Annotated in this window: 15 protein-coding genes; 13 read left to right on the top strand and 2 right to left on the bottom strand. The window is 66.8% G+C overall.

Annotation, left to right across the window (positions count from 1 at the left end):
• The first annotated feature begins 364 nt into the window (after positions 1-364).
• From METUNV1_RS11555 to METUNV1_RS11520, 8 genes are all read left to right on the top strand, one after another.
• Entirely contained in the window at positions 365-1,459 is a 1,095-nt protein-coding gene (locus METUNV1_RS11555; protein WP_008061897.1) for a class 1 fructose-bisphosphatase, read from the top strand.
• Positions 1,460-1,493: 34 nt separating this feature from the next.
• On the top strand, positions 1,494-2,378 hold the full coding sequence (locus METUNV1_RS11550) for a phosphoribulokinase (RefSeq protein WP_008061896.1): 885 nt from the start codon (positions 1,494-1,496) through the stop codon (positions 2,376-2,378).
• A gap of 164 nt (positions 2,379-2,542) precedes the next feature.
• Positions 2,543-4,564, top strand: coding sequence for a transketolase (tkt, locus tag METUNV1_RS11545; protein WP_008061895.1), 2,022 nt, complete (start codon positions 2,543-2,545; stop codon positions 4,562-4,564).
• A gap of 141 nt (positions 4,565-4,705) precedes the next feature.
• Positions 4,706-5,722, top strand: a complete 1,017-nt coding sequence (gene gap / locus METUNV1_RS11540; protein ID WP_008061894.1) for a type I glyceraldehyde-3-phosphate dehydrogenase — start codon at positions 4,706-4,708, stop codon at positions 5,720-5,722.
• A gap of 123 nt (positions 5,723-5,845) precedes the next feature.
• Positions 5,846-7,012 (top strand): phosphoglycerate kinase, encoded by a 1,167-nt coding sequence (locus METUNV1_RS11535; protein ID WP_008061893.1) that lies wholly within the window; start codon positions 5,846-5,848, stop codon positions 7,010-7,012.
• Positions 7,013-7,065: 53 nt separating this feature from the next.
• Positions 7,066-8,514, top strand: coding sequence for a pyruvate kinase (gene pyk, locus METUNV1_RS11530; protein ID WP_008061892.1), 1,449 nt, complete (start codon positions 7,066-7,068; stop codon positions 8,512-8,514).
• A 17-nt stretch (positions 8,515-8,531) separates the two neighbouring features.
• Positions 8,532-9,596, top strand: coding sequence for a class II fructose-bisphosphate aldolase (gene fba, locus METUNV1_RS11525; protein WP_008061891.1), 1,065 nt, complete (start codon positions 8,532-8,534; stop codon positions 9,594-9,596).
• 41 nt (positions 9,597-9,637) lie between these two features.
• The gene (locus tag METUNV1_RS11520) at positions 9,638-10,519 is read left to right on the top strand and encodes a phosphoribosylaminoimidazolesuccinocarboxamide synthase (protein WP_008061889.1); all 882 of its coding nucleotides are present in this window, start codon (positions 9,638-9,640) and stop codon (positions 10,517-10,519) included.
• An 84-nt stretch (positions 10,520-10,603) separates the two neighbouring features.
• Here METUNV1_RS11520 and METUNV1_RS11515 read toward each other — a convergent pair whose 3' ends face one another.
• The gene (locus METUNV1_RS11515) at positions 10,604-13,324 is read right to left on the bottom strand and encodes an ATP-binding protein (protein WP_008061885.1); all 2,721 of its coding nucleotides are present in this window, start codon (positions 13,322-13,324) and stop codon (positions 10,604-10,606) included.
• 253 nt (positions 13,325-13,577) lie between these two features.
• Between METUNV1_RS11515 and METUNV1_RS11510 the strand changes: the two genes are divergently transcribed.
• Together METUNV1_RS11510 and METUNV1_RS11505 are read left to right on the top strand one after the other, a co-directional pair.
• The gene (locus tag METUNV1_RS11510; RefSeq protein ID WP_008061884.1) at positions 13,578-15,485 is read left to right on the top strand and encodes a type IV pili methyl-accepting chemotaxis transducer N-terminal domain-containing protein; all 1,908 of its coding nucleotides are present in this window, start codon (positions 13,578-13,580) and stop codon (positions 15,483-15,485) included.
• Positions 15,482-16,162, top strand: coding sequence for a response regulator (locus METUNV1_RS11505; RefSeq protein WP_008061883.1), 681 nt, complete (start codon positions 15,482-15,484; stop codon positions 16,160-16,162). The genes METUNV1_RS11510 and METUNV1_RS11505 overlap by 4 nt, the downstream gene beginning before the upstream one ends.
• Before the next feature lie 20 nt (positions 16,163-16,182).
• On the opposite strand, the gene norR is transcribed toward METUNV1_RS11505, so the two are convergent.
• Positions 16,183-17,712 carry a nitric oxide reductase transcriptional regulator NorR gene (gene norR, locus METUNV1_RS11500; RefSeq protein WP_043359775.1) on the bottom strand — a complete coding sequence of 510 codons (1,530 nt, stop codon included), beginning with the start codon at positions 17,710-17,712 and terminating at the stop codon, positions 16,183-16,185.
• Positions 17,713-17,916: 204 nt separating this feature from the next.
• Between norR and ytfE the strand changes: the two genes are divergently transcribed.
• The 3 genes from ytfE (at position 17,917) to METUNV1_RS20115 (ending at position 21,815) form a co-directional block, all read left to right on the top strand.
• On the top strand, positions 17,917-18,588 hold the full coding sequence (gene ytfE / locus METUNV1_RS11495) for an iron-sulfur cluster repair protein YtfE (RefSeq protein ID WP_008061881.1): 672 nt from the start codon (positions 17,917-17,919) through the stop codon (positions 18,586-18,588).
• A gap of 298 nt (positions 18,589-18,886) precedes the next feature.
• Positions 18,887-20,134 (top strand): MFS transporter, encoded by a 1,248-nt coding sequence (locus tag METUNV1_RS20120; RefSeq protein ID WP_008061880.1) that lies wholly within the window; start codon positions 18,887-18,889, stop codon positions 20,132-20,134.
• A gap of 22 nt (positions 20,135-20,156) precedes the next feature.
• On the top strand, positions 20,157-21,815 hold the full coding sequence (locus METUNV1_RS20115; RefSeq protein WP_008061879.1) for an MFS transporter: 1,659 nt from the start codon (positions 20,157-20,159) through the stop codon (positions 21,813-21,815).
• Positions 21,816-21,835 lie beyond the last annotated feature (20 nt).

The raw sequence follows: 21,835 nt of genomic DNA, 5'->3' as shown, positions 1-21,835 counted from the left end.
CAACAAAGACTGAATCCAGATATATTGCACCGCAACAGCAGACGAAACGCGGCGGAACCGAAACATACCGCACGTTGTCCGAAGCGAACAGATCATCGTCAAACCCTGTCAGCTCAATGAAAACCGACAGGTGACACAGGCTCCTCCTCCACAACCTTGTTTGTGGATTCATACCCCGGCTCGCAAGAGTCCGGGGTATTTTTTTGCATTGCACACTCTGTTGCATGCGGCGGAACACATCGCTCCGCACGCGCAGCAATCCAGGCTCGAGCCGGCCTCGCCCGCTGTTGCCACCCGACTCATGTGACAGCCGGTCCATGCTCCGGCTAGGATGGAATCGACACCGGGACCGGAGGAGGCTGTCATGAGTGAAGGGCGCAAGACCCTGACGCGTTACACCATCGAAGCCCAGCAGCGACACCCGCAAGCCAGCGGGATCTTTTCAAGCCTGCTGAACGCGGTGGCCACCGCAGTCAAGATCATTTCCAATCATGTAAACAAGGGAGCACTGGTCGGCTCGCTCGGCAGTTTCGAGGCGGTCGGCAGCGGCGCGGCGATCAATCTGTCGGGTCGTGTCGTCCAGAAACTCGACGCCATCGCCAACGAGGCGATGCAGCGCGAGTGCGAATGGGGCGGCCACCTGGCCGCGCTGGCGCCCGAGGGGCTGGATGGCTTCATCCCCACGCCCGACGAGCCGCCGCGCGGCAAGTACCTGCTGCTGTTCGACGCGCTGGACTGCAGCAACAACATCGACGTGAATCTGACGGTGGGCAGCCTGTTCTCGGTGCTGCACGCGCCGAATCCGGGGGCCGAGCCGCAGCTTTCCGACTTCCTGCAGCCGGGCACAGAACAGGTGTGCGCCGGCTTCGCGCTGTACGGCCCGTCCACCATGCTGGTGCTCACCACCGGCGAGGGTGTCGATGGCTTCACGCTGGACCGCGACATCGGTGCCTTCATCCTGACCCATCCGCAGATGAAGATTCCGGCCCACACCAGCGAATTCGCGATCAATGCGTCGAAATCCCGCTTCTGGGAGCCGCCGGTCAAGCGCTATGTCGAGGAATGCCTGGCCGGCCAGACCGGCCCGCGTGGCGAAGACTTCAACATGCGCTGGATCGCGTCGCTGGTGGCGGAAACCTTCCGCGTGCTCACCCGCGGCGGCGTCATCATGTATCCGGAAGACACCATGCAGCCGCCCTCGCCCGGCCGCATTTCGCTGATGTACGAAGCCAATCCGATCGCCTTCCTGATCGAACAGGCCGGCGGCGCAGCCACCAACGGCCGGCAGCGCATCCTGGAGCTGACGCCGCGCAGCCTGCAGAGCCGCACGCCGCTGATCTTCGGTTCGCGCGAGGAGGTGCGCCGCATCGTGCAGTACCACCACGAAAGCGATCAGGGGCTCGATCGCGAATACACTTCGCCGCTGTTCAATTCGCGCGGCCTGTTCTCGGCCTTCTGAGCCACCGCGCCCCGGCCACAGGAAACAACCCCGGATGTCAGCCCGCCACCCCGTCATCGCGATCACCGGCTCTTCGGGCGCCGGCACCAGTACGGTCACCCGCACCTTCCAGCACATTTTCCGGCGCGAGGGCGTGAATCCGGTCATCGTCGAGGGCGACGCCTTTCACCGCTACAACCGGGAGGACATGAAGGAAGCCATGGCGCGGGAGGCGGCGGCCGGCAATGACCACTTCAGCCACTTCGGCTCTGACGCCAACCTGTTCGAAGAACTGGAAACGCTGTTCTGCCAGTACGGCAACGAAGGCAGCGGGCGCATCCGCAAGTACCTGCACAACGAGGCGGAAGCCGCTCCCTACGGTCAGCCGCCCGGCACCTTCACCCCCTGGGAAGACATTCCGCCGGGCACCGACATCCTGTTCTACGAAGGCCTGCACGGGGCGGTGAAAACCGACAAGGTGGACATCGCGCAGCACGTGGACCTGCGCATCGGCGTGGTGCCCATCATCAATCTCGAGTGGATACAGAAGCTGCACCGTGACCGCGAACAGCGCGGCTACACCACCGAGGCGGTGACCGACACCATCCTGCGCCGCATGCCGGAGTACGTGCACTACATCTGTTCGCAGTTCGAGAACACGCACATCAACTTCCAGCGCGTGCCGATGGTGGATACCTCCAACCCCTTCATCGCGCGCTCCATCCCGACGCCGGAAGAGTCCATGGTGGTGATCCGCTTCGCCAACCCGCGCGGCATCGACTTCCAGTACCTGCTGGCCATGATGGGCGGCGCCTTCATGTCGCGCGCGAACACCATCGTGATTCCGGGCGGCAAGATCGATCTGGCGATGCAGCTCATCTTCACCCCGCTCATCCTCCGGCTGGTCGAAAACGGGCGCAAGGCGCGCGCCCGCTACTGACCGGAGCGGCCGTCGCTGCGGGCAAAGCCTGTGCCCGCGCCCTTTGAGGCCATTTCCGGCCACTTTCCGCCGCAAATCCGCACCGCTCTTGCGCCGCAACACGGCTGGCGTGAGTCCTTGTTTTCGCGGATAATTGCAGGTTTTTCCGGCCGGAACCCCGTCTGATGAGCGCCCCCTCCGTCACCCCGAAAGCAGGCTTCAATCCGATCACCGGTGCCATCCGCGCCCTCGCGATGGATGCCGTCCAGAAAGCCAACTCCGGTCATCCCGGCGCCCCGATGGGCATGGCGGAAATCGCCGAAGTGCTGTGGCGCCATCACCTGAAGCACAACCCGGCCAACCCGAACTGGGCCGATCGCGACCGCTTCGTGCTGTCCAACGGCCACGGCTCGATGCTGCTGTACGCGCTGCTGCACCTGAGCGGCTACGACCTGTCGATCGACGACCTGAAGTCCTTCCGCCAGCTGCATTCCAAGACGCCGGGCCACCCGGAACACGGTTACGCACCGGGGGTGGAAACCACCACCGGCCCGCTGGGTCAGGGCATTGCCAACGCGGTCGGCATGGCGCTGGCCGAGCGCGCGCTGGCCGCCCAGTTCAACCGCCCTGGCCATTCGGTGGTCGATCACTACACCTGGTGCTTCCTCGGCGACGGCTGCCTGATGGAAGGCATTTCGCACGAAGCCTGTTCGCTGGCCGGCACCCAGAGCCTGGGCAAGCTGATCGCCTTCTACGACGATAACGGCATTTCGATCGACGGCCACGTCAAGGGCTGGTTCGCCGACGACACGCCGAAGCGCTTCGAAGCCTACGGCTGGCAGGTCATTCCGGATGTCGACGGCCATGACGCCGCCGCCATCGACGCCGCCATCCGCGCCGCCAAGGCCGATACCGCGCGCCCGACGCTGATCTGCTGCCGCACCGTGATCGGCCTCGGATCGCCGAACAAGGCCGGTGGCCACGACGTGCACGGTGCGCCGCTGGGCGCCGCCGAAATCGAAGCTGCCCGCGCCCACATCGGCTGGACCCACGCCCCGTTCGAGATTCCGGCCGACGTATACGCCGCCTGGGACGGTCGTCCGGCCGGCAAGAAGGCGGAAGAGGAATGGACCGCCCGCTTCACCGCCTACAGCGCCGAACACCCGGAACTGGCCGCCGAATTCACCCGCCGCATGCGCGGCGCACTGCCCGCCGACTTCGAACAGGTGGTGGCCGACACGATCGCGAAGTTCGACGGCAAGGCCGAGAACATCGCCAGCCGCAAAGCCAGCCAGAACTGCATCGAAGCCTTCGCGCCGGCGCTGCCGGAACTGCTGGGCGGTTCGGCCGACCTGGCAGGTTCCAACCTGACGCTGTGGTCCGGTTCCAAGGGCATTTCCGCGGCCAATCCGGGCGGCAACTACCTCTATTACGGCGTGCGCGAATTCGGCATGGCGGCGCTGGCCAACGGCATCGCGCTGCACGGCGGCTTCATCCCCTACACCGCCACCTTCCTGATGTTCTCGGAATACGCACGCAACGCGCTGCGCATGGCCGCGCTGATGAAGGTGCGCCAGATCTTCGTGTTCACCCACGATTCGATCGGCCTCGGCGAAGACGGCCCCACTCACCAGCCGGTGGAACAGACCGCCACGCTGCGCCTGATGCCCAATATGGATGTCTGGCGTCCGTGCGACACGGTGGAGTCGGCGACCGCCTGGGCATCGGCCATCAAGCGCGCCGACGGCCCGACCTCGATGATGTTCTCGCGCCAGAACCTGCCGCACGTCGCACGCGATGCCGCGACCACCGCCGCCATCGCGCGGGGTGGTTACGTGCTGTCCGAAGCGGCCGGCAAGGTGGAAGCGGTGCTGATTGCCACCGGCTCCGAAGTGTCGCTGGCGCTGGCCGCGCAGAAATCGCTCGAAGCCGAAGGCATCACGGTGCGCGTGGTGTCGATGCCGTCGACCAGCGTGTTCGACCGGCAGGACGCCGCCTGGCGTGAAACCGTGCTGCCGCGCGGCGTTCCGCGCGTCGCGGTGGAAGCGGGCGTGACCGATCTGTGGCGCAAGTACGTCGGCCTGGAAGGCGCGGTAGTGGGTCTGGACCACTTCGGCGAATCGGCCCCGGCGGGCGAGCTGTACAAGGCTTTCGGCATCACTGCGGACGCGGTGGCGAAGGCGGCACGACAAGTGCTTGGCAGGTAAGCGCCAACGCGGCGGGATTGTTCTGCAATCCGCCGCGTTTGCGTTTCCAAATGCCAATTTAGGCGCAGCGCAGCCACAAGCTGCGCCGCACAATCCAAGACTTTTCTTGAATCCACACCCAACGGAGAGGGAGTTGCTGAAATGACGATCAAGGTTGCGATCAATGGTTACGGACGTATCGGCCGCAATGTGCTGCGTGCGCACTACGAAGGCGGCAAGCGCCACGACATCGAAATCGTCGCGATCAACGACCTCGGCGACCCGAAGACCAACGCGCACCTGACCCAGTACGACACCGCGCACGGCAAGTTCCCGGGCACGGTCAGCGTCGACGGCGACTACATGGTGGTCAATGGCGACAAGATCCGCGTGCTGGCCAACCGCAACCCGGCCGAACTGCCGTGGGGCGAACTGGGCGTCGACGTGGTGATGGAATGCACCGGCTTCTTCACCACCAAGGAAAAGGCCTCGGCCCACCTGAAGGGCGGCGCCAAGAAGGTGATCATTTCCGCGCCGGGCGGCAAGGACGTGGACGCCACCGTCGTCTATGGCGTGAACCACGGCGTGCTGAAGGCCACCGACACCGTCATTTCGAATGCCAGCTGCACCACCAACTGCCTGGCCCCGCTGGCAAAGCCGCTGAACGACAAGATCGGCATCGATACCGGCCTGATGACCACCATCCACGCCTTCACCAACGACCAGGTGCTGACCGACGTCTATCACGAAGACCTGCGGCGCGCCCGCAGCGCCACCCAGTCGATGATCCCGACCAAGACCGGCGCCGCCGCCGCGGTCGGTCTGGTGCTCCCGGAACTGAACGGCAAGCTGGACGGCTTTGCGATGCGCGTGCCGACCATCAACGTGTCGGTGGTCGACCTGACCTTCACCGCCAAGCGCGCCACCACCGTGGATGAAGTGAACGCCATCCTGAAGGCCGCCTCGGAAGGCGAGCTGGCCGGCATCCTCGGCTACAACACGCTGCCGCTGGTGAGCATCGACTTCAACCACGACCCGCGTTCCAGCGTGTTCGACTCGACCCAGACCCGCGTGTCGGCAGACGGCAAGCTGGTCAAGGTGCTGTCGTGGTACGACAACGAGTGGGGCTTCTCCAACCGCATGCTGGACACCACCGTCGCGCTGATGAGCGCCAAGTAAGGATCCGGCGTCGACGAGCGGGGCGCGGGCGCGGGCGCCCCTGCCCCGCTTCGTTTTTTGCCCGTCCCGAAACGCCACTCGATCACGCCTGACAGGCCCATCACGCACCGCGGAGCATTCATCATGCAGTTCAAGCGACTTTCCGATCTCGATCTCAAGGGCAAGCGGGTGTTCATCCGCTCCGACCTCAACGTGCCGCAGGACGACGCCGGCAACATCACCGAAGACACGCGCATCCGCGCCTCGCTGCCGGCCATCCGTGCCGCGCGCGACGCCGGCGCCGCGGTCATGGTCACCTCCCACCTCGGTCGCCCGACCGAAGGCGAACTGAAGCCGGAGGACTCGCTGGCGCCGATCGCGCGCCGCATGTCCGAACTGCTGGGCTTCGAAGTGAAGCTGGTCGCCAACTGGGTGGATGGCGTACAGGTGGCACCGGGCGAAGTGGTGCTGCTGGAGAACTGTCGCGCCAACAAGGGCGAGAAGAAGTGCGACGACGCGCTGTCGAAGAAGCTCGCCGCGCTGTGTGACGTATGGGTGAACGACGCCTTCGGCACCGCCCACCGCGCCGAGGCGACCACCTTCGGCATGGGCCAGTACGCACCGGTCGCCTGCGCCGGTCCGCTGATGGCCAGCGAACTGGACGCACTGGGCAAGGCGCTGGGCCAGCCGGCCCGCCCGCTGGCGGCCATCGTCGCCGGTTCCAAGGTATCGACCAAGCTCACGCTGCTCGAAAACCTGGCCGACAAGGTGGATCAGCTCATCGTTGGTGGCGGCATCGCCAACACTTTCCTGCTGGCCGCCGGCAAGAAGATCGGCAAGTCGCTGGCCGAAGCCGATCTGGTCGACGCCGCAAAGCGCGTGATGGCCAAGACGAACGTGCCGCTGCCGGAAGATGTCGTATGCGCGAAGGCCTTCGCTGCCGACGCAGAAGCCACCGTCAAGGCGGTCGATGACGTGGCCGACGACGACATGATCCTGGACATCGGCCCGAAGGCGGCCGCCAAACTGGCGGAAACGCTGAAGGCTGCCGGCACCGTGGTGTGGAACGGTCCGGTCGGAGTGTTCGAGTTCGACGCATTCGGTCACGGCACCGAAACGGTGGCCCGCGCCATCGCGGAATCGAAGGCCTATTCGATCGCCGGTGGTGGCGACACGCTCGCCGCCATCGCAAAATACGGAATCGCCGATCAGGTGAGCTACATCTCGACCGGCGGCGGCGCCTTCCTCGAATTCCTCGAGGGCAAGACGCTGCCCGCCGTCGATATCCTGCTCAAGCGCGCCAACGGCTGATCATCAAACAGAACGCGCATAAAACAACGAAACAACGAGGAGACCGCCCAGCCATGCATCGTTTCACCAAAATCGTCGCCACACTCGGCCCCGCATCCAGCGATCTGGCCACCCTCACACGGCTGGTCGAGGCCGGGGTCGATGTCGTGCGGCTCAATTTTTCGCATGGCAAGGCGGACGACCATCGTGCGCGCGTCGAGAACCTGCACGCGGCCTGCGCCAAGGTGGGCCGCACGGTCGGCATCATGGCCGACCTGCAGGGTCCGAAGATCCGCGTCGGCAAGTTCGCCGGCAGCAAGGTGCTGCTGAAGGGCGGTCAGCCCTTCATCTTCGACATCGAGTGCCAGCTGGGCGATCACGAGCGGGTCGGCCTGGACTACCCGGAACTGGTGAATGACGTCGAGCCGGGCGCGGTACTGCTGCTCGACGACGGCCGCATCGTGATGGACGTGAAGGCGGTCACCGACACCCAGATCCACTGCGTGGTCCGCCACGGCGGCGAGCTGTCCAACAACAAGGGCATCAACCGCCAGGGCGGCGGCCTGTCGGCGCCGGCGCTGACGCCCAAGGACATGGAAGACATCAAGATCGCGGCGTCGCTGAATGTTGACTACGTCGCGGTGAGCTTCCCGAAGAGCGGTGCCGACATGAAGCAGGCGCGCGATCTGCTCCGCGCGGCCGGTTCGAGCGCGCTGCTGATCGCCAAGATCGAGCGGGTGGAGGCGATTCCGGCGCTGGAGGAAATCCTCGAAGCGTCGGACGGCGCCATGGTGGCACGCGGCGACCTCGCGGTCGAAGTGGGCGACGCGGCGGTGCCGGCGATGCAGAAGCGCATCATTCGCGTGTCGCGCGAAATGAACAAGCTGGTGATCACTGCGACCCAGATGATGGAGTCCATGATCAGCAGCCCTGTGCCCACCCGTGCCGAAGTGTCGGACGTGGCCAACGCGGTGCTGGACGGCACCGACGCGGTCATGCTGTCGGCTGAAACCGCCTCCGGCCAGTACCCGGTGGAAACGGTCGAGGCGATGGGCCGCATCTGCGTCGAGGCCGAGAAGTCGGCCGAGGTGAAGCTGGACCAGGAATTCCTGCAGCGCGTGTTCACCCGCATCGACCAGTCGATCGCGATGGCGGCGCTGTTCTCGGCCTTCCACCTGAAGGTGAAGGCGATCGCCACGCTGACCCAGTCAGGCTCCACCTCGCTGTGGATGTCGCGCCTGAACAGCGGCGTGCCCATTTACGCGCTGACGCCGGAAGTGCGCACCCGCTACAAGCTGTCGATGTACCGCGGCGTGACGCCGCTGATGATCAAGCTCGATCCGGACGCCGACCGCGACCGCATGCTTATCGACGCCGAAGCCGAACTGCTGCGCAGCGGTGCCGTGAAGGTCGGTGACCTCATCGTGCTGTCCTTCGGCGAGCCTATCGGCGTTCCGGGCGGAACCAATACACTGAAAATCGTCAAGGTCGGGGAGTATCGTCAACTCTCCACCGTAATCTGAACTCGCAGGAGAAACACATGCCTCTGGTATCCATGCGCCAACTGCTCGACCACGCCGCCGAGAATGGCTACGGCCTCCCGGCCTTCAACGTGAACAACCTCGAGCAGGTCCAGGCCGTGATGAGCGCCGCCGACGAAGTCGGCGCGCCGGTCATCCTGCAGGCCAGCGCCGGTGCCCGCAAGTACGCCGGCGAGAGCTTCGTCAAGCACCTGATCCAGGCCGCCACCGAAGCGTGGCCGCACATTCCGCTGGTGATGCACCAGGACCACGGCACCAGCCCCAAGGTGTGCCAGGGCGCGCTTGACCTGGGCTTCGGCTCGGTCATGATGGACGGCTCGCTGATGGAAGACGGCAAGACCCCGGCCTCGTTCGACTACAACGTCGATGTGACCCGCAAGGTGGTCGAGATGGCTCACCGCATCGGTGCCACGGTCGAAGGCGAACTGGGCTGCCTGGGCAATCTTGAAACCGGCGAAGCCGGCGAGGAAGACGGCATCGGCGCCGAAGGCAAGCTGGATCACAGCCAGATGCTGACCGACCCGGAAGAGGCCGCGGTATTCGTCAAGGCCACCCAGCTGGACGCGCTGGCGATCGCCATCGGCACCAGCCACGGCGCCTACAAGTTCTCGCGCAAGCCCACCGGCGACATCCTGGCGATTTCCCGCGTGAAGGAAATCCACGCCCGCATCCCGAACACCCATCTGGTGATGCACGGTTCGTCCAGCGTGCCGCAGGACCTGCTGGACATCATCAACCAGTACGGCGGCAAGATGAAGCAGACCTATGGCGTACCGGTTCCGGAAATCCAGGAAGCGATCAAGTACGGCGTGCGCAAGATCAACATCGACACCGACATCCGCATGGCGATGACTGGCGCGGTGCGCAAGTTCCTGACCGAAAATCCGGAAAAGTTCGACATGCGCGAATGGATGAAGCCGGCACGCGAAGCGGCCAAGGCAGTGTGCAAGCAGCGCTATCTGGAATTCGGCTGCGAAGGCCAGGCGCCCAAGATCAAGGCGATTCCGCTGGACGAAATGGCCCGTCGCTATGCCGCCGGCCAGCTCGCGCAGACCGTGAACTGAAACCGAAACGCCGAACCGAAGAACGCGATACCCGAAAAGAAATGGCCGACGCACTGTTCGAATCCAGCATCAAGAGCCTGCCGCTGATTGCCCGCGGCAAGGTCCGTGACATCTACGCGATCGACGACGACAAGATGCTCATCGTCACCACCGATCGCCTGTCGGCGTTCGACGTCATCCTGCCCGACCCCATCCCGGGCAAGGGCAAGGTGCTGACGGCAGTCTCGAACTTCTGGTTCGGCAAGCTCGCATCGGTCTCGCCCAACCACCTGACCGGCATCGCGCCGGAATCGGTGGTGACCGCGGACGAGCGCGATCAGGTCGAAGGCCGTTCCATCGTGGTACGCCGGCTGAAACCGCTGCCGATCGAAGCCGTGGTGCGCGGCTACCTGATCGGCTCCGGCTGGGGTGACTACTCGCGTACCGGTGCGGTGTGCGGTGTACAGCTGCCGCACGGCCTGCGCATGGCCTCGAAACTGCCCTCGCCCATCTTCACGCCGGCCACCAAGGCGGCGGTGGGCGATCACGACGAGAACATCAGCTACGCACAGACCGAAGCGCTGATCGGCGCCGCCATGGCTGCACAGGTGCGCGACACCGCGATCGCGCTCTACAGCGCGGCCGCCGACTACGCAAAGAGCCGCGGCATCATCATCGCCGACACGAAGTTCGAGTTCGGCCTCGACGCGGACGGCAAGCTCATCCTGATCGACGAGGCGCTGACCCCGGATTCGTCGCGCTTCTGGCCGGCCGACCAGTACCAGGAAGGCAGCAATCCGCCCTCCTTCGACAAGCAGTTCGTGCGTGACTATCTTGAAACGCTGGACTGGAACAAGACCGCGCCGGGTCCGACCCTGCCGGCCGACATCATCCAGCGCACCGGCGACAAGTACCGCGAGGCACTGACCCGGCTGATCGGCTGATCGCAGGCCGGGCGGCCACGCCGCACGATCCCGGACGGAGCGTCCCGCCTTGCGCGGCACGCTCCGTTTTCTTTGGTGCGGCTTTCAGGTGCCGGTGCGCGGTACGCTGCGGAGGCCGTCCTGCGCGCTGACCGCAGCCTTGTCGGGCGAGGCGTTTGCGGCCTGATCGACCGTGATCAGGCCATCCAGCGTGAAGCGGAAGGTGGCCCCGCGACCCGGCGCCGATTCGGCGCGTATCTGCCCGCCATGGCGTTCGACAATGCGCTTCACGATGGCCAGGCCGACGCCGGTGCCCGGGAATTCCTCCGCACCGTGCATGCGCTGGAACACCCCGAACAGCCGGTCGGCATAGGCCGGATCAAAGCCGACACCGTTGTCGCGCACGCACAGGGAGGGCCCCCCCGCCGTCCGCTCGACGAACACCTCCACCAGCGGCTGCGTGTTGCGGGACGAGAATTTCAGCGCGTTGCCCAGCAGATTGACGAACACCTGACGCAGCATGGCCGGATCACCGCTGACGTGGCCGAGCGGCGACAGCGCCATCCTCGACGCCGGATACTGCTCCGCCAGATCGCTCGCCACCGCCTGCACCAGCGCGTCCAGATCGACATCGGTACGCAGCATGTCCACCCGCGACACGCGCGAAAAATGCAGGATGTCGTCGATCAGCAGGCCCATGCGCGAGGCGCCGCGCTGGATGCGGTCCAGCATGTCGCGCCCTTCGTCGTCCAGCACCGCGGCCGCCTGTTCGGCCAGCAGATGCGCGAAACCGTTGATCGCGCGCAGCGGGCTGCGCAGGTCGTGCGACACCGAATAGGAGAACGCCTCCAGCTCGCCGTTCGCCTGTTCCAGCAGGGCGGTGCGTTCGGCCACCCGGCGCTCCAGCGACTCGTTCAGTTCATGCACCTGTCGTTCGGCGCGCGCGCGTTCGAGCGCGAACTGCGCGATCTCGACCAGTCGCTCCACCGTGTTCTCGTCCGCCCGTCCCGGGCGCCACGGACGATCGTGCAGGATGGCCAGACAGCCGAGCACCGTACCGTCCTGCGCCACCAGCGGCAGCGCCCACAGCGCGCGCAGTCCGTCCGCCAGCAGCGGCTCGCGGCAGTTCTCCAGCTCGGCTTCGGCCAGCACATCCTCGTACAGCAGTGTCCGGCGATTGCGCAGACTGTCGATCACCGTTCCCCGGCAGGGCTCTTCCGGCAGGCGCTGCAGGCGCGCCCGCAGCGCCTGCGGCAGCGCATGGTCGGCCACGCCCACCCCGAGTCCGCCCGCTGGCTCGAAGGTGAGCACCGCGCAGCGTGCGTCCTCATTGATCAGGCCGGCCACCAGCACGGCGAGCCGCGACATGACCTCCGCCAGCGGTGCGGCGGCGGCGATCAGCGCCAGCAGCTCGCGTTCCGCGATGTCGATCTGTTCCAGCCGCTTGCGCACCGATACGTCGGCCACCGTGCCCACCACACGGGCACTGCGGCCAGCCGCATCGCGCTGGGCCACACCGCGCAGCTGGAACCAGCGATAGCGGCCGTCGGCATGCCGCATGCGCAGTTCCTGCTGGAAGTGGTCGGTGCGGCCGCGCAGATGGCTGGCCACCAGCGCCGACCACGCCCTGCGGTCGGCCGGATGGATGCCGGCCACGAAATCGCGCACCCGCATGCGCCGCCCGCCGGCGTCGTAGCCCATGATCTGCGACAGCCGGGGCGACACATACATGCGGTCACTGCCGGTGATCCACTCGGCCAGTCCCTCATTCATGCCGCGCAGCGCAAGTGCGTAACGCTGCTCGCTGGCGCGCAGCGCGCGCTCGGCACGGATGCGCGCAGTCAGGTCGAGATAGGACGCCACCACCGCATACGGTCGCGCCGCGCCGGCGTGGAACAGCGGCTGGGTATTCACGTTGAGCCAGCGCAGCTGGCCACCGCCGTCCTCGATCCCGATCACCACGTCGCGCGCAGGGAGACCATCTCCGAGCGAACGGATGGCGGGATGCATGTCGGGCGCCAGCGGCGCGCCGTGCTCGTCATACAGCCGGGCCTCGGTCTGCCGGTCCGGCTGAGAGGGCTGAGCGGCCTCCAGCCAGCTGCAGTCCTCGCTGGTGCGATTGCTGGTCAGCAGGCTGCCCTTGGCGTCATACAGCACCACCGCTTCGGACAGCGCGCCCAGCAACACGCGGAAACGCTGTTCGCTGGCCGCCAGCGAGCGCTGCGCCTGCATCTGCGCGGTGATGTCGTGGGCGATCAGCAGCATCTGCCGGGGCGCGTCCGGATCGACCGGCCGCGCGGCGGCCGACACCCAGCGCACCGCGCCGTCGCGCCTGCGCAGCGGCAGCTCGAGGCCGTCGGCGCCCCGGCCGTCGGCCAGCAGCTGGACGACGCGCAGCTTGTCCTGCGGCGTGAGACAGAAATCGACGAAACTGCGGTCCGCCAGCGCGATGACGTTGTCGTCCAGCAGGCGGGCAAAGGCGTCGTTGAGTTCGCTCACCGAGCCGTCGGGCAGATCGATCAGACAGGCCGGCATCGGCAAGGGCTGCACCAGCGAAGGCGGTGCAGGGGCCACCGCAGGCGCCGTTCCGGTATCCGCTTCAGTCTGCTGCACCGGCGCGCGGCGGGCGCACTGCCGGTAAAGCCATGCCCCGCAGCCCGCGCACCAGAGCAGCCAGGCCAGCTCCACCCACCCGCCGTGCGGCGCGGCCAGCACGGCACCCGGCAGCCACACCGCCGCAAGCACGGCGATCAGCGCGATAGACAGGCGGCCGGATTCGGACGGCGGGCCGGAAAGACGGGACAGGGGGCCTTGCGGCGGGGTCATCCACTCTCCTCCTGGGCAATGCGCGAGCGGCTTTCAGGCTCGGGGTGACCGTTGCGAAGGGAGGCTGCCGGGCGGGGCAACGGTCGTGCGCAGACAGGCGCGCCGCGCAAAGAATAGTCCAAAGCCATACGGACACAAAGGGTAATGTCACACTGTCTGCGCATCGGCCGATGCGTACGCCGCCCTCCTCCGCGGTGGACGCGCCGCGCACCGATGCTCGATATTCGTGCCACCAGCTCCTACACTCGACACCATGCAGAAGCGGAAACACTGGAATCTGGGGGCCAAGCTCGCGGTTGCGGCCGCGCCCTTCGCGCTGCTCGCGCTGCTGTCGATCTCGCTGACGCTGTGGGTGTCGTGGCAGCTGGACGGCGGTGCCGCCGCAGTGAACGAAGCGGGCCGCATGCGCATGCAGGCCTACCGGATGTCGCTGCTGGTGGCGGCCGGCGAACGCACGCTGCTGCCGGACGCCCGCAGCGAGTTCGAACGCAGTCTCGCGCTGCTCAGCCACGGTGATCCGGAGCGCCCGCTGTTCATGCCGCGCGACGAGGACATCCGCAGCCGCTTCGATGCGGTGGGTCAGCACTGGCGGCAGTACAGCAAGCACTGGCTCGACGTGCGACCGGCCGACAATCGCGGCCTGCGCGAGGAAACCGCCCGCTTCACCGGCCGCATCGACGCGCTGGTGGCCGGCATCGAAGCCCACATGTCGCGCTGGACCGCGCTGCTCAACCTGATGCAGCTGGCCACCATGGCGCTGGCGGTGATTGGCGCCACCGTGCTGCTCTACATCGGCTACCTGTTCGTGCTGGAGCCGGTCGGTCAGCTCAAGCAGGCGCTGGAGCGCATACAGCAGGGCGACCTCGGCACTCGCGTCGAGCGCAACAGCAGCGATGAGTTCGGCACGCTGGCCGATGGCTTCAACGACATGGCCGACCAGATACAGGCCATGTACCGCAATCTGGAAGCCAAGGTGTCGGCCAAGACCGCGGAGCTGCAGGAGAAGCGCGAGCGGCTGGAAGCACTGTATGAAGTGACCTCGCTGATCGCCACCGCCCGCTCGCTGGAAGAGCTGGCCCGCGGCTTCGTCGGTTACGTGGCGCGCGCGGTACATGCCGACGGCGTGGCGCTGCGCTGGTCGGACGAAGCCAACCGGCGCTACGTGCTGATCGCCTCACAAGGCCTGCCGGCCTACATGACCGACGGCGAACGCTGCCTGCGTGCGGACGAATGCCACTGCGGCGCACCGAACGCCCCGCCCTTCGCGCGGGTCATTCCGATCCAGGCGCTGGAGAAGGAGGGGCTGCAGTACTGCAGCGAAGCCGGTTTCGAAACGCTGGTGTCGGTGCCGGTCCGGCTGAAGGACAGGCTGATGGGCGAGGTCGACCTGTTCTTTCATGCCGAAGTCGATCTGTCGCCGTCGGCCCGCTCGCTGCTCGAGGCGCTGGCCACCCACCTTGCCAGCGGCATGGAAAACCTGCGGCTGAACGCGCTGCAGCACGAGGCGGCGGTCTCGCAGGAGCGCAACTTCCTGGCCAACGAACTGCACGACTCGATCGCGCAGTCGCTGGCCTTCATGAAGATGCAGGTGGAAATGATGCGCACCAGCCTGTCGGCCCACGACGAGACCGGTACGCGCGCGGTGCTGGACGAACTGGATGCCGGCCTGCGCGAAAGCACCGGCGACGTGCGCGAACTGCTGCTGCACTTCCGCACGCGCACGAATTCCGAGGACATCGAGGCGGCGCTGCAGGCGACGCTGCGCAAGTTCGAGCACCAGAGCGGTGTGCGCACCACGCTCACGCTGCGCGAGCAGGGCCTGCCGCTACCGCCGGATCTGCAGATCCAGGTGCTGCACATCGTGCAGGAAGCGCTGTCGAACGTGCGCAAGCACGCGCGCGCCGGCCACGTCTGGCTGGACGTGCAGCAGCAGCCGCAGTGGCGCATCGAGGTGCGCGACGACGGCCGCGGCTTCGAGACCGGCGACGGGCCGCCGGATGAAACCCACGTCGGCCTGCACATCATGCAGGAGCGGGCGGCGCGCATCGGCGCGCGGATCGAAGTATTCTCGACGCCCGGAAAAGGTACGTCGGTAGTGCTCACACTGCCGGCCAGTGATCCCACGCTGCTCGATCTGCCGCCGCTGCAGGCTGTTTCATGACCCCCACGCCACCCTTCGCCCCGATACGCATCCTGCTGGTCGATGATCACACGCTGTTCAGGCGCGGTCTGTCCGCGCTGCTGTCGCGCGATCCGGGCCTGCGGATCGTCGGCGACGCGGCCGACGCCGGCGAGGCCCAGCGGCGGGCACAGCAGCTTCAGCCGGACGTCATCCTGCTGGACAACCACCTGCCGGGGGTCAATGGCGTGGACGCGCTGCCGGCACTGCGCGAGGCTGCGCCCGGCGCCCGCGTGCTGATGCTCACCATCAGCGAGGACGGCGAGGATCTCGCTACCGCGCTGCGCGGCGGCGCCAGCGGCTACCTGCTGAAAACGATGGAAGGCGAAGCGCTGGCGCGCGCCATTCACCGCGCCATGACCGGCGAAGCGGTGGTGGCCGACGAAATGACCGGCAAGCTGGTCGAGGTGTTCCGCCAGGCCGCGACGCCGCCGGCCGCCGCCACCGAAACGCCCGCGCCCGCGGCCGGCGCGCTGTCACCGCGTGAAACCGACATCCTGCGCGGCATCGCACGCGGCGACAGCAACAAGGTGATCGCCCGTGATCTGGGCATCGCCGAAACCACGGTGAAGATCCACGTACAGCACATCCTGCGCAAGCTGGGCGTCAGTTCGCGCGTACAGGTGGCGGTGATCGCGGTGGAGCGCGGACTGGTGTAGCCACCGGGGCGCGCCGCGCCTCACTTCAGTCCGAGCCGGCGCGCAAGCTTGTGCAGATTGCTGGGGTCCAGCTCCAGCAGGCGTGCCGCCTGCGCCCAGTTGCCCGCACTGGCCTGCAGCGCGCGCTGCAGATGGGCGCGCTGGGCGGCGTCGGTCACCACCCGCAGCGGCCGGATGCCGCCGGTGCCGACCTCACCGTCGCCGGGCTGAACGTCGCCCGCCAGCGCGTCCTCCAGCGGTTGACCGATGTCCAGCGCCGACGCCGGTATCGATACGATGTCGCTGCGCTGTGCGCCGCGGCTCACCATCTTCAGCGCGGCGCGGCTGATGGCGTGCTCCAGTTCGCGCACATTGCCCGGCCAGCGGTAGCTGCACAGCGCCTGCTCCGCGTCCGGCGCCAGCCGCAGGCTGCGCAGGCCGAGACGCATGCGGTTCAGCTCGAGAAAGTGACCGGCCAGCAGCAGCACGTCGCTGCCGCGCTCGCGCAGCGGCGGAATCGGCGCCGGATAGACCGACAGCCGGTGATAGAGATCGGCGCGGAACAGCCCGTCGCGCACGCTGTCGCGCAGATTCCGGTTGGTGGCGGCGATGATGCGCACATCGACCTGGCGCGGCCGGTCGGTGCCCAGACGCTGTATTTCGCCGTTCTGCAGCACCCGCAGCAGCTTGGCCTGTATCGACAGCGGCAGTTCGCCCACCTCGTCCAGGAACAGCGTGCCGCCGTCGGCCGCCTCGAAGCGGCCGGGCCGATCGGTGGTGGCGCCGGAAAAGGCGCCCTTCACATGGCCGAACAGTTCGCTCTCCGCCACCGACTCCGGCAGCGCCGCGCAATTCACATGGATGAGCGGTCGTTCGACGCGCGACGAGCGCTGATGCAGGTAGCGGGCGAACAGCTCCTTGCCGACGCCGGTTTCGCCGAGCAGCAGCACCGGCAGGTCGGAGCCGGCGACCACCGCCAGCTCGCGCAGCAGCGCGCTGACCACCGGGCTGTGCCCGATGATTTCGTCGCTGCCCGGCAGCAGACCGTCACCCGCACCACCGCCGGCCGACCCGCGCGCCATGCGCAGGGCATGGATCTCCTGCTCCAGCCGGGTCACCCGCAGCGCCGCCTCCACCCGCACCGTGCAGCGACGCAGCCGGTCGCGTGACGCCTGATCGAAGGTGCCGGTGCGCAGCGCATCCAGCGTGAGCACGCCCCAGGGCTGACCGTCGACATGCAGGCTGGTGCCCATGCAGTCATGCACCGGCAGCGGCTCGCCGACCCGGGTGTCCAGCAGGCCGTCATAGGGGTCGGGCAGTGCGCTGTCGTGGTCGAAGGCGGTCACGTCGCGCCGGTTCAGGATGGCGGCCAGCCGCGGATGGTGGGCCGGCATGAAGCGGCGGCCGAGCGCCTCGCGCACCAGCCCGTCAACAGCCACCGGCCGCAGGCTGTCCTCGTCCAGCCGCAGCAGTGCCACCGCGCCGCAGTCGAAGGCGGCGCGCAGGCTGGTCACCAGACGCTGCAAGCGGACCGCGTGCGGCAGCTCGCTCACCAGATCGGCCAGCAGCATGTCGTCGATGAGGTCATTTTCACCAATCACGGTCAAATAAACCCGAAAGGAAAGGGTCGATATTACCCCGTTCGCACGCAAGTGACTGATCCATAGGGGTCTGCGGACTGGCCCCGATCTTGCGAAACAGGGCTCATGTGCCCGCCGGCCCGCGAACGGATCGCTGGCTCCGGGCGACAGACCCGACCAAGGAGACCGACCGCCATGAATATGACCGAACAATCACTGGGCGAACTGGCCCGCACCATTCCAGGCGCCACCCGCATCTTCCACACCCATCGTCTGGACTTCTGCTGCGGCGGCAAGAAGACGCTGGGCGAGGCCGCCGGGCGCCGCGGCCTGGACGCGCACCGCATCGCGGACGAACTGCAGGCGCTGCGCGCTTCCGCCGCAAGCGGAGACCGGGACTGGTCGGCGGTGGACAACGAAACGCTGATCGCCCACATCCTGAGCCGCTTCCACGACCGTCACCGCGAACAGCTGCCGGAACTGATCCGGCTGGCACGCCGCGTGGAACAGGTGCACGGTGATCGCCCGGAGTGCCCGCGCGGGCTGGCGAACCATCTCGAAGGCATGCTGCAGGAGCTGGCCACCCACATGCTGAAGGAGGAACAGATCCTGTTCCCGATGCTGATGCACACCTCGCCGGCCGCGGTCGGCAGCCCGATCGCAGTGATGCGGCACGAGCATGACCAGCACGGCGAAACGCTGCGCACGCTGGAAGCGCTGACCGACGACATCACGCCGCCGGCCGATGCCTGCAACACCTGGCGCGCGCTCTACGTCGGCCTGCGTCAGCTGCGTGACGACCTGATGGAGCACATCCATCTGGAGAACAACATCCTGTTCGAGGTGCGCACGCCCGTCGCCGCCTGACCGCTTCCCCGCTCTCTCCCTGCCCCACTCTGGCGCCCCTTGCGGGCGCCTTTTTTCGTTCCGGCCCGGCCTTTCCGGCCCCCGCACGCTCCGAGCGCAGCCATACCGAGCACGCGGCAGGCCGCCTGCGCTTGACCTCGATCAAGCGGCGCGCGGCCTGCTGCCCGGGTAGTTCTTCCGGAGTATGGCCATGCCGCCGCCATCGTTCTTCCGCAGGGGCCGGACGATACCGATGAAGGATTCCGGCCCCTGCCCCCCCTCCCTACCATCGCCGCAGGCTAAAGAGGGAGGACAAATCATGACCAGGAAGGGACAGGCGCTGTCGGTGCTGATCGTCAGCACCCTGGCGTTCACCGTGTGCTTCATGGTGTGGATGATGTTCGGCGTGATCGGCATACCGATCAAGAAGGCGCTGGATCTCAACGCCACCCAGTTCGGCCTGCTCACCGCGACGCCGGTGCTCACCGGTTCGCTGGTGCGGGTGCCGCTGGGCATCTGGACCGACAAGTACGGCGGCCGCATCGTGATGACGCTTCTGATGGCCAGTACGGTGCCGGCGATCTGGATGATGAGCTATGCCACCCAGTACTGGCATTTCCTGGTCATCGGCCTGTTCGTCGGTCTCGCCGGCGGCTCGTTCTCGGTCGGCACGCCCTATGTCGCGCGCTGGTTCCCGAAGGAGAAGCAGGGCTTCGCGATGGGCGTGTATGGCGCGGGCAACTCGGGCGCGGCGGTGAACAAGTTCGTCGCACCGGCGCTGCTGGTCGCCTTCGGCTGGACCATGGTGCCGCAGGTGTACGCCGCCATCATGCTCGGCACCCTCATCATCTTCTGGCTGTTCAGCCACAGCGATCCGGCTCACCTCGTGCCGTCGAACACGAAGTTCACCGACCAGCTGAAGGCGCTGAAGGACCCGCGCGTGCTGAAGTACTGCCAGTACTACAGCATCGTGTTCGGCGGCTATGTCGCGCTGAGCCTGTGGATGGTGCAGTACTACGTCGGCGAGTACGGTCTCGACATCCGGGCGGCCGCTCTGCTGGCCGCCTGTTTCTCGCTGCCCGGCGGCGTGCTGCGCGCGATCGGCGGCTGGCTGTCCGACAAGTACGGCGCGCACAGCGTCACCTGGTGGGTGCTGTGGGTGAGCTGGATCTGCCTTTTCCTGCTGAGCTATCCGCAGACCCACTTCACCATCGTCACGGTTGAGGGCCCGAAGACCTTCGACATCGGCCTGAACGTGTATGCCTTCACCGGCCTGATGTTCATCCTCGGCATCGCCTGGGCCTTCGGCAAGGCCAGCGTATTCAAGTACATCAGCAACGACTACCCGGCCAACATCGGCACCATCAGCGGCATCGTCGGCCTGGCCGGCGGCCTCGGCGGCTTCGTGCTGCCCATCCTGTTCGGCGTGCTGCTCGACCTCACCGGCATCCGCTCCAGCGCCTTCATGCTCATGTACGGCGTGGTGTGGGTGTCCCTCATCTGGATGTACTTCACCGAAGTCCGCCGCACCCCGCTGGTGGATGACGTCACGGCCGCCCGGCCCTGACCCGGCTCTTACGGAGATCGACATGAATCCGACCCTGCACGCCGGCAAGCAGCCGGTACCGGCCGCCCGCACCGGCCCCGACGTCGAGGACTGGCGTCCGGAAGAAGAGGCCTTCTGGGAAAGCACCGGCAAGCGCATCGCCTACCGCAACCTCTGGCTGTCGATTCCCGCGCTGCTGTGCGGATTCGCGGTGTGGGGCATGTGGGGCATCATCACGGTGCAGATGCTCAACCTGGGCTTCCCCTTCACCCAGGACCAGCTGTTCACGCTGACCGCGATCGCCGGCATCTCCGGCGCCACCATGCGCATTCCGGCCTCCTTCCTGATCCGGCTCGCCGGCGGCCGCAACACCATCTTCCTGACCACCGCCATGCTGCTGGCGCCGGCCATCGGTACCGGCATCGCGCTGCAGCACACCGACTGGCCGCTGTGGGTGTTCCAGCTGATGGCGCTGTGGTGCGGCGTCGGCGGCGGCAATTTCGCCAGCTCGATGTCCAACATCAGCACCTTCTTTCCGAAGCGGCTGCAGGGCACGGCGCTGGGCCTGAACGCCGGTCTGGGCAACTTCGGCGTCACCACGATGCAGATCGTCATTCCGCTGGTGATGACCGTGCCGCTGCTCGGCGCCTTCGGCGGAGAGCCGATGACGCTGGTGAAGGACAGCGGCTGGATCTTCGGCAAGATCGCCGCCGGCACGCCGACCTGGATACAGAACGCCGGCTTCGCCTGGGTGCTGTCGCTGGTGCCGCTGTCCATCCTGTGCTGGTTCGGCATGAACAACCTGAAGGCGGTGTCGCCGGACACCGGCAACCCCATCGTCGCCTTCTCGAAGATCACCTACCTGTACACGCTGGCCTTCATCCCGGCCATCTTCATGCTCTACCTCTACCTGCCCGCGCCGACCGGCCTCGGTCTGCTGAACATGTGGGTGGCGATTCCGCTTGACATCATCATGGCACTCACCGTCATGAAGCTCGCGGCGTTCGGGCCGATGCGCGAAGGCGTGTCGAAGCAGTTCCGCATCTTCAGCGACAAGCACACCTGGTCGATGACCGTGCTCTACATCGTGACCTTCGGCTCCTTCATCGGCTTCTCGATGGCGCTGCCGCTGGCGATGAAGGTCATTTTCGGCGTCAGCCACGTACCCGATGCCAGTGGCGTGATGCAGCACACCGCGCCCAACCCGAACGCGCCGACCGTGCTGGCCTTCGCCTGGATCGGTCCTTTCGTCGGCGCCGCGGTGCGTCCGGTCGGCGGCTGGATTTCCGACAAGTGGGGCGGCTCCATCGTCACCCAGATCATTTCGCTGGTGATGGTGGCGGCATCGGTCGCGGTCGGCTACGTGATGAAGCTGGCCTACAGCTCGGCCACGCCGGAACAGTATTTCCCGCTCTTCCTCGGCCTGTTCATCGTGCTGTTCTTCGCCAGCGGCATCGGCAACGGCTCCACCTTCCGCACCATCGGCGTCATTTTCGACCGCCAGCAGGCCGGCCCGGTTCTGGGCTGGACCTCCGCGGTCGCCGCCTACGGCGCCTTCATCGCACCGGTCGTCATCGGCGCCCAGATCAAGGCGGGCACGCCCGAACTGGCGATGTACGGCTTCGCCATCTTCTACGCGGTGTGCCTGGTCATCAACTGGTGGTTCTACCTGCGGCCGAACGCCTACGTGAAGAACCCCTGACCTCCCCGGCCCGCTGACCG

The organism is Methyloversatilis universalis FAM5, from assembly GCF_000214035.2.
In the GTDB taxonomy this organism is placed as follows: domain Bacteria; phylum Pseudomonadota; class Gammaproteobacteria; order Burkholderiales; family Rhodocyclaceae; genus Methyloversatilis; species Methyloversatilis universalis.
The sequence above is the reverse complement of the archived record's forward strand: the minus strand, read 5'-3'. Positions and strand labels throughout refer to the sequence as shown.

Bases quoted from the DNA above. Each gene is read 5' to 3' on its own strand.
- METUNV1_RS11555 (WP_008061897.1), top strand. From the start codon at position 365: ATGAGTGAAGGGCGCAAGACCCTGACGCGTTACACCATCGAAGCCCAG.
- METUNV1_RS11550 (WP_008061896.1), top strand. From the start codon at position 1,494: ATGTCAGCCCGCCACCCCGTCATCGCGATCACCGGCTCTTCGGGCGCC.
- tkt (WP_008061895.1), top strand. From the start codon at position 2,543: ATGAGCGCCCCCTCCGTCACCCCGAAAGCAGGCTTCAATCCGATCACC.
- gap (WP_008061894.1), top strand. From the start codon at position 4,706: ATGACGATCAAGGTTGCGATCAATGGTTACGGACGTATCGGCCGCAAT.
- METUNV1_RS11535 (WP_008061893.1), top strand. From the start codon at position 5,846: ATGCAGTTCAAGCGACTTTCCGATCTCGATCTCAAGGGCAAGCGGGTG.
- pyk (WP_008061892.1), top strand. From the start codon at position 7,066: ATGCATCGTTTCACCAAAATCGTCGCCACACTCGGCCCCGCATCCAGC.
- fba (WP_008061891.1), top strand. From the start codon at position 8,532: ATGCCTCTGGTATCCATGCGCCAACTGCTCGACCACGCCGCCGAGAAT.
- METUNV1_RS11520 (WP_008061889.1), top strand. From the start codon at position 9,638: ATGGCCGACGCACTGTTCGAATCCAGCATCAAGAGCCTGCCGCTGATT.
- METUNV1_RS11515 (WP_008061885.1), bottom strand. From the start codon at position 13,324: ATGACCCCGCCGCAAGGCCCCCTGTCCCGTCTTTCCGGCCCGCCGTCC.
- METUNV1_RS11510 (WP_008061884.1), top strand. From the start codon at position 13,578: ATGCAGAAGCGGAAACACTGGAATCTGGGGGCCAAGCTCGCGGTTGCG.
- METUNV1_RS11505 (WP_008061883.1), top strand. From the start codon at position 15,482: ATGACCCCCACGCCACCCTTCGCCCCGATACGCATCCTGCTGGTCGAT.
- norR (WP_043359775.1), bottom strand. From the start codon at position 17,712: ATGCTGCTGGCCGATCTGGTGAGCGAGCTGCCGCACGCGGTCCGCTTG.
- ytfE (WP_008061881.1), top strand. From the start codon at position 17,917: ATGAATATGACCGAACAATCACTGGGCGAACTGGCCCGCACCATTCCA.
- METUNV1_RS20120 (WP_008061880.1), top strand. From the start codon at position 18,887: ATGACCAGGAAGGGACAGGCGCTGTCGGTGCTGATCGTCAGCACCCTG.
- METUNV1_RS20115 (WP_008061879.1), top strand. From the start codon at position 20,157: ATGAATCCGACCCTGCACGCCGGCAAGCAGCCGGTACCGGCCGCCCGC.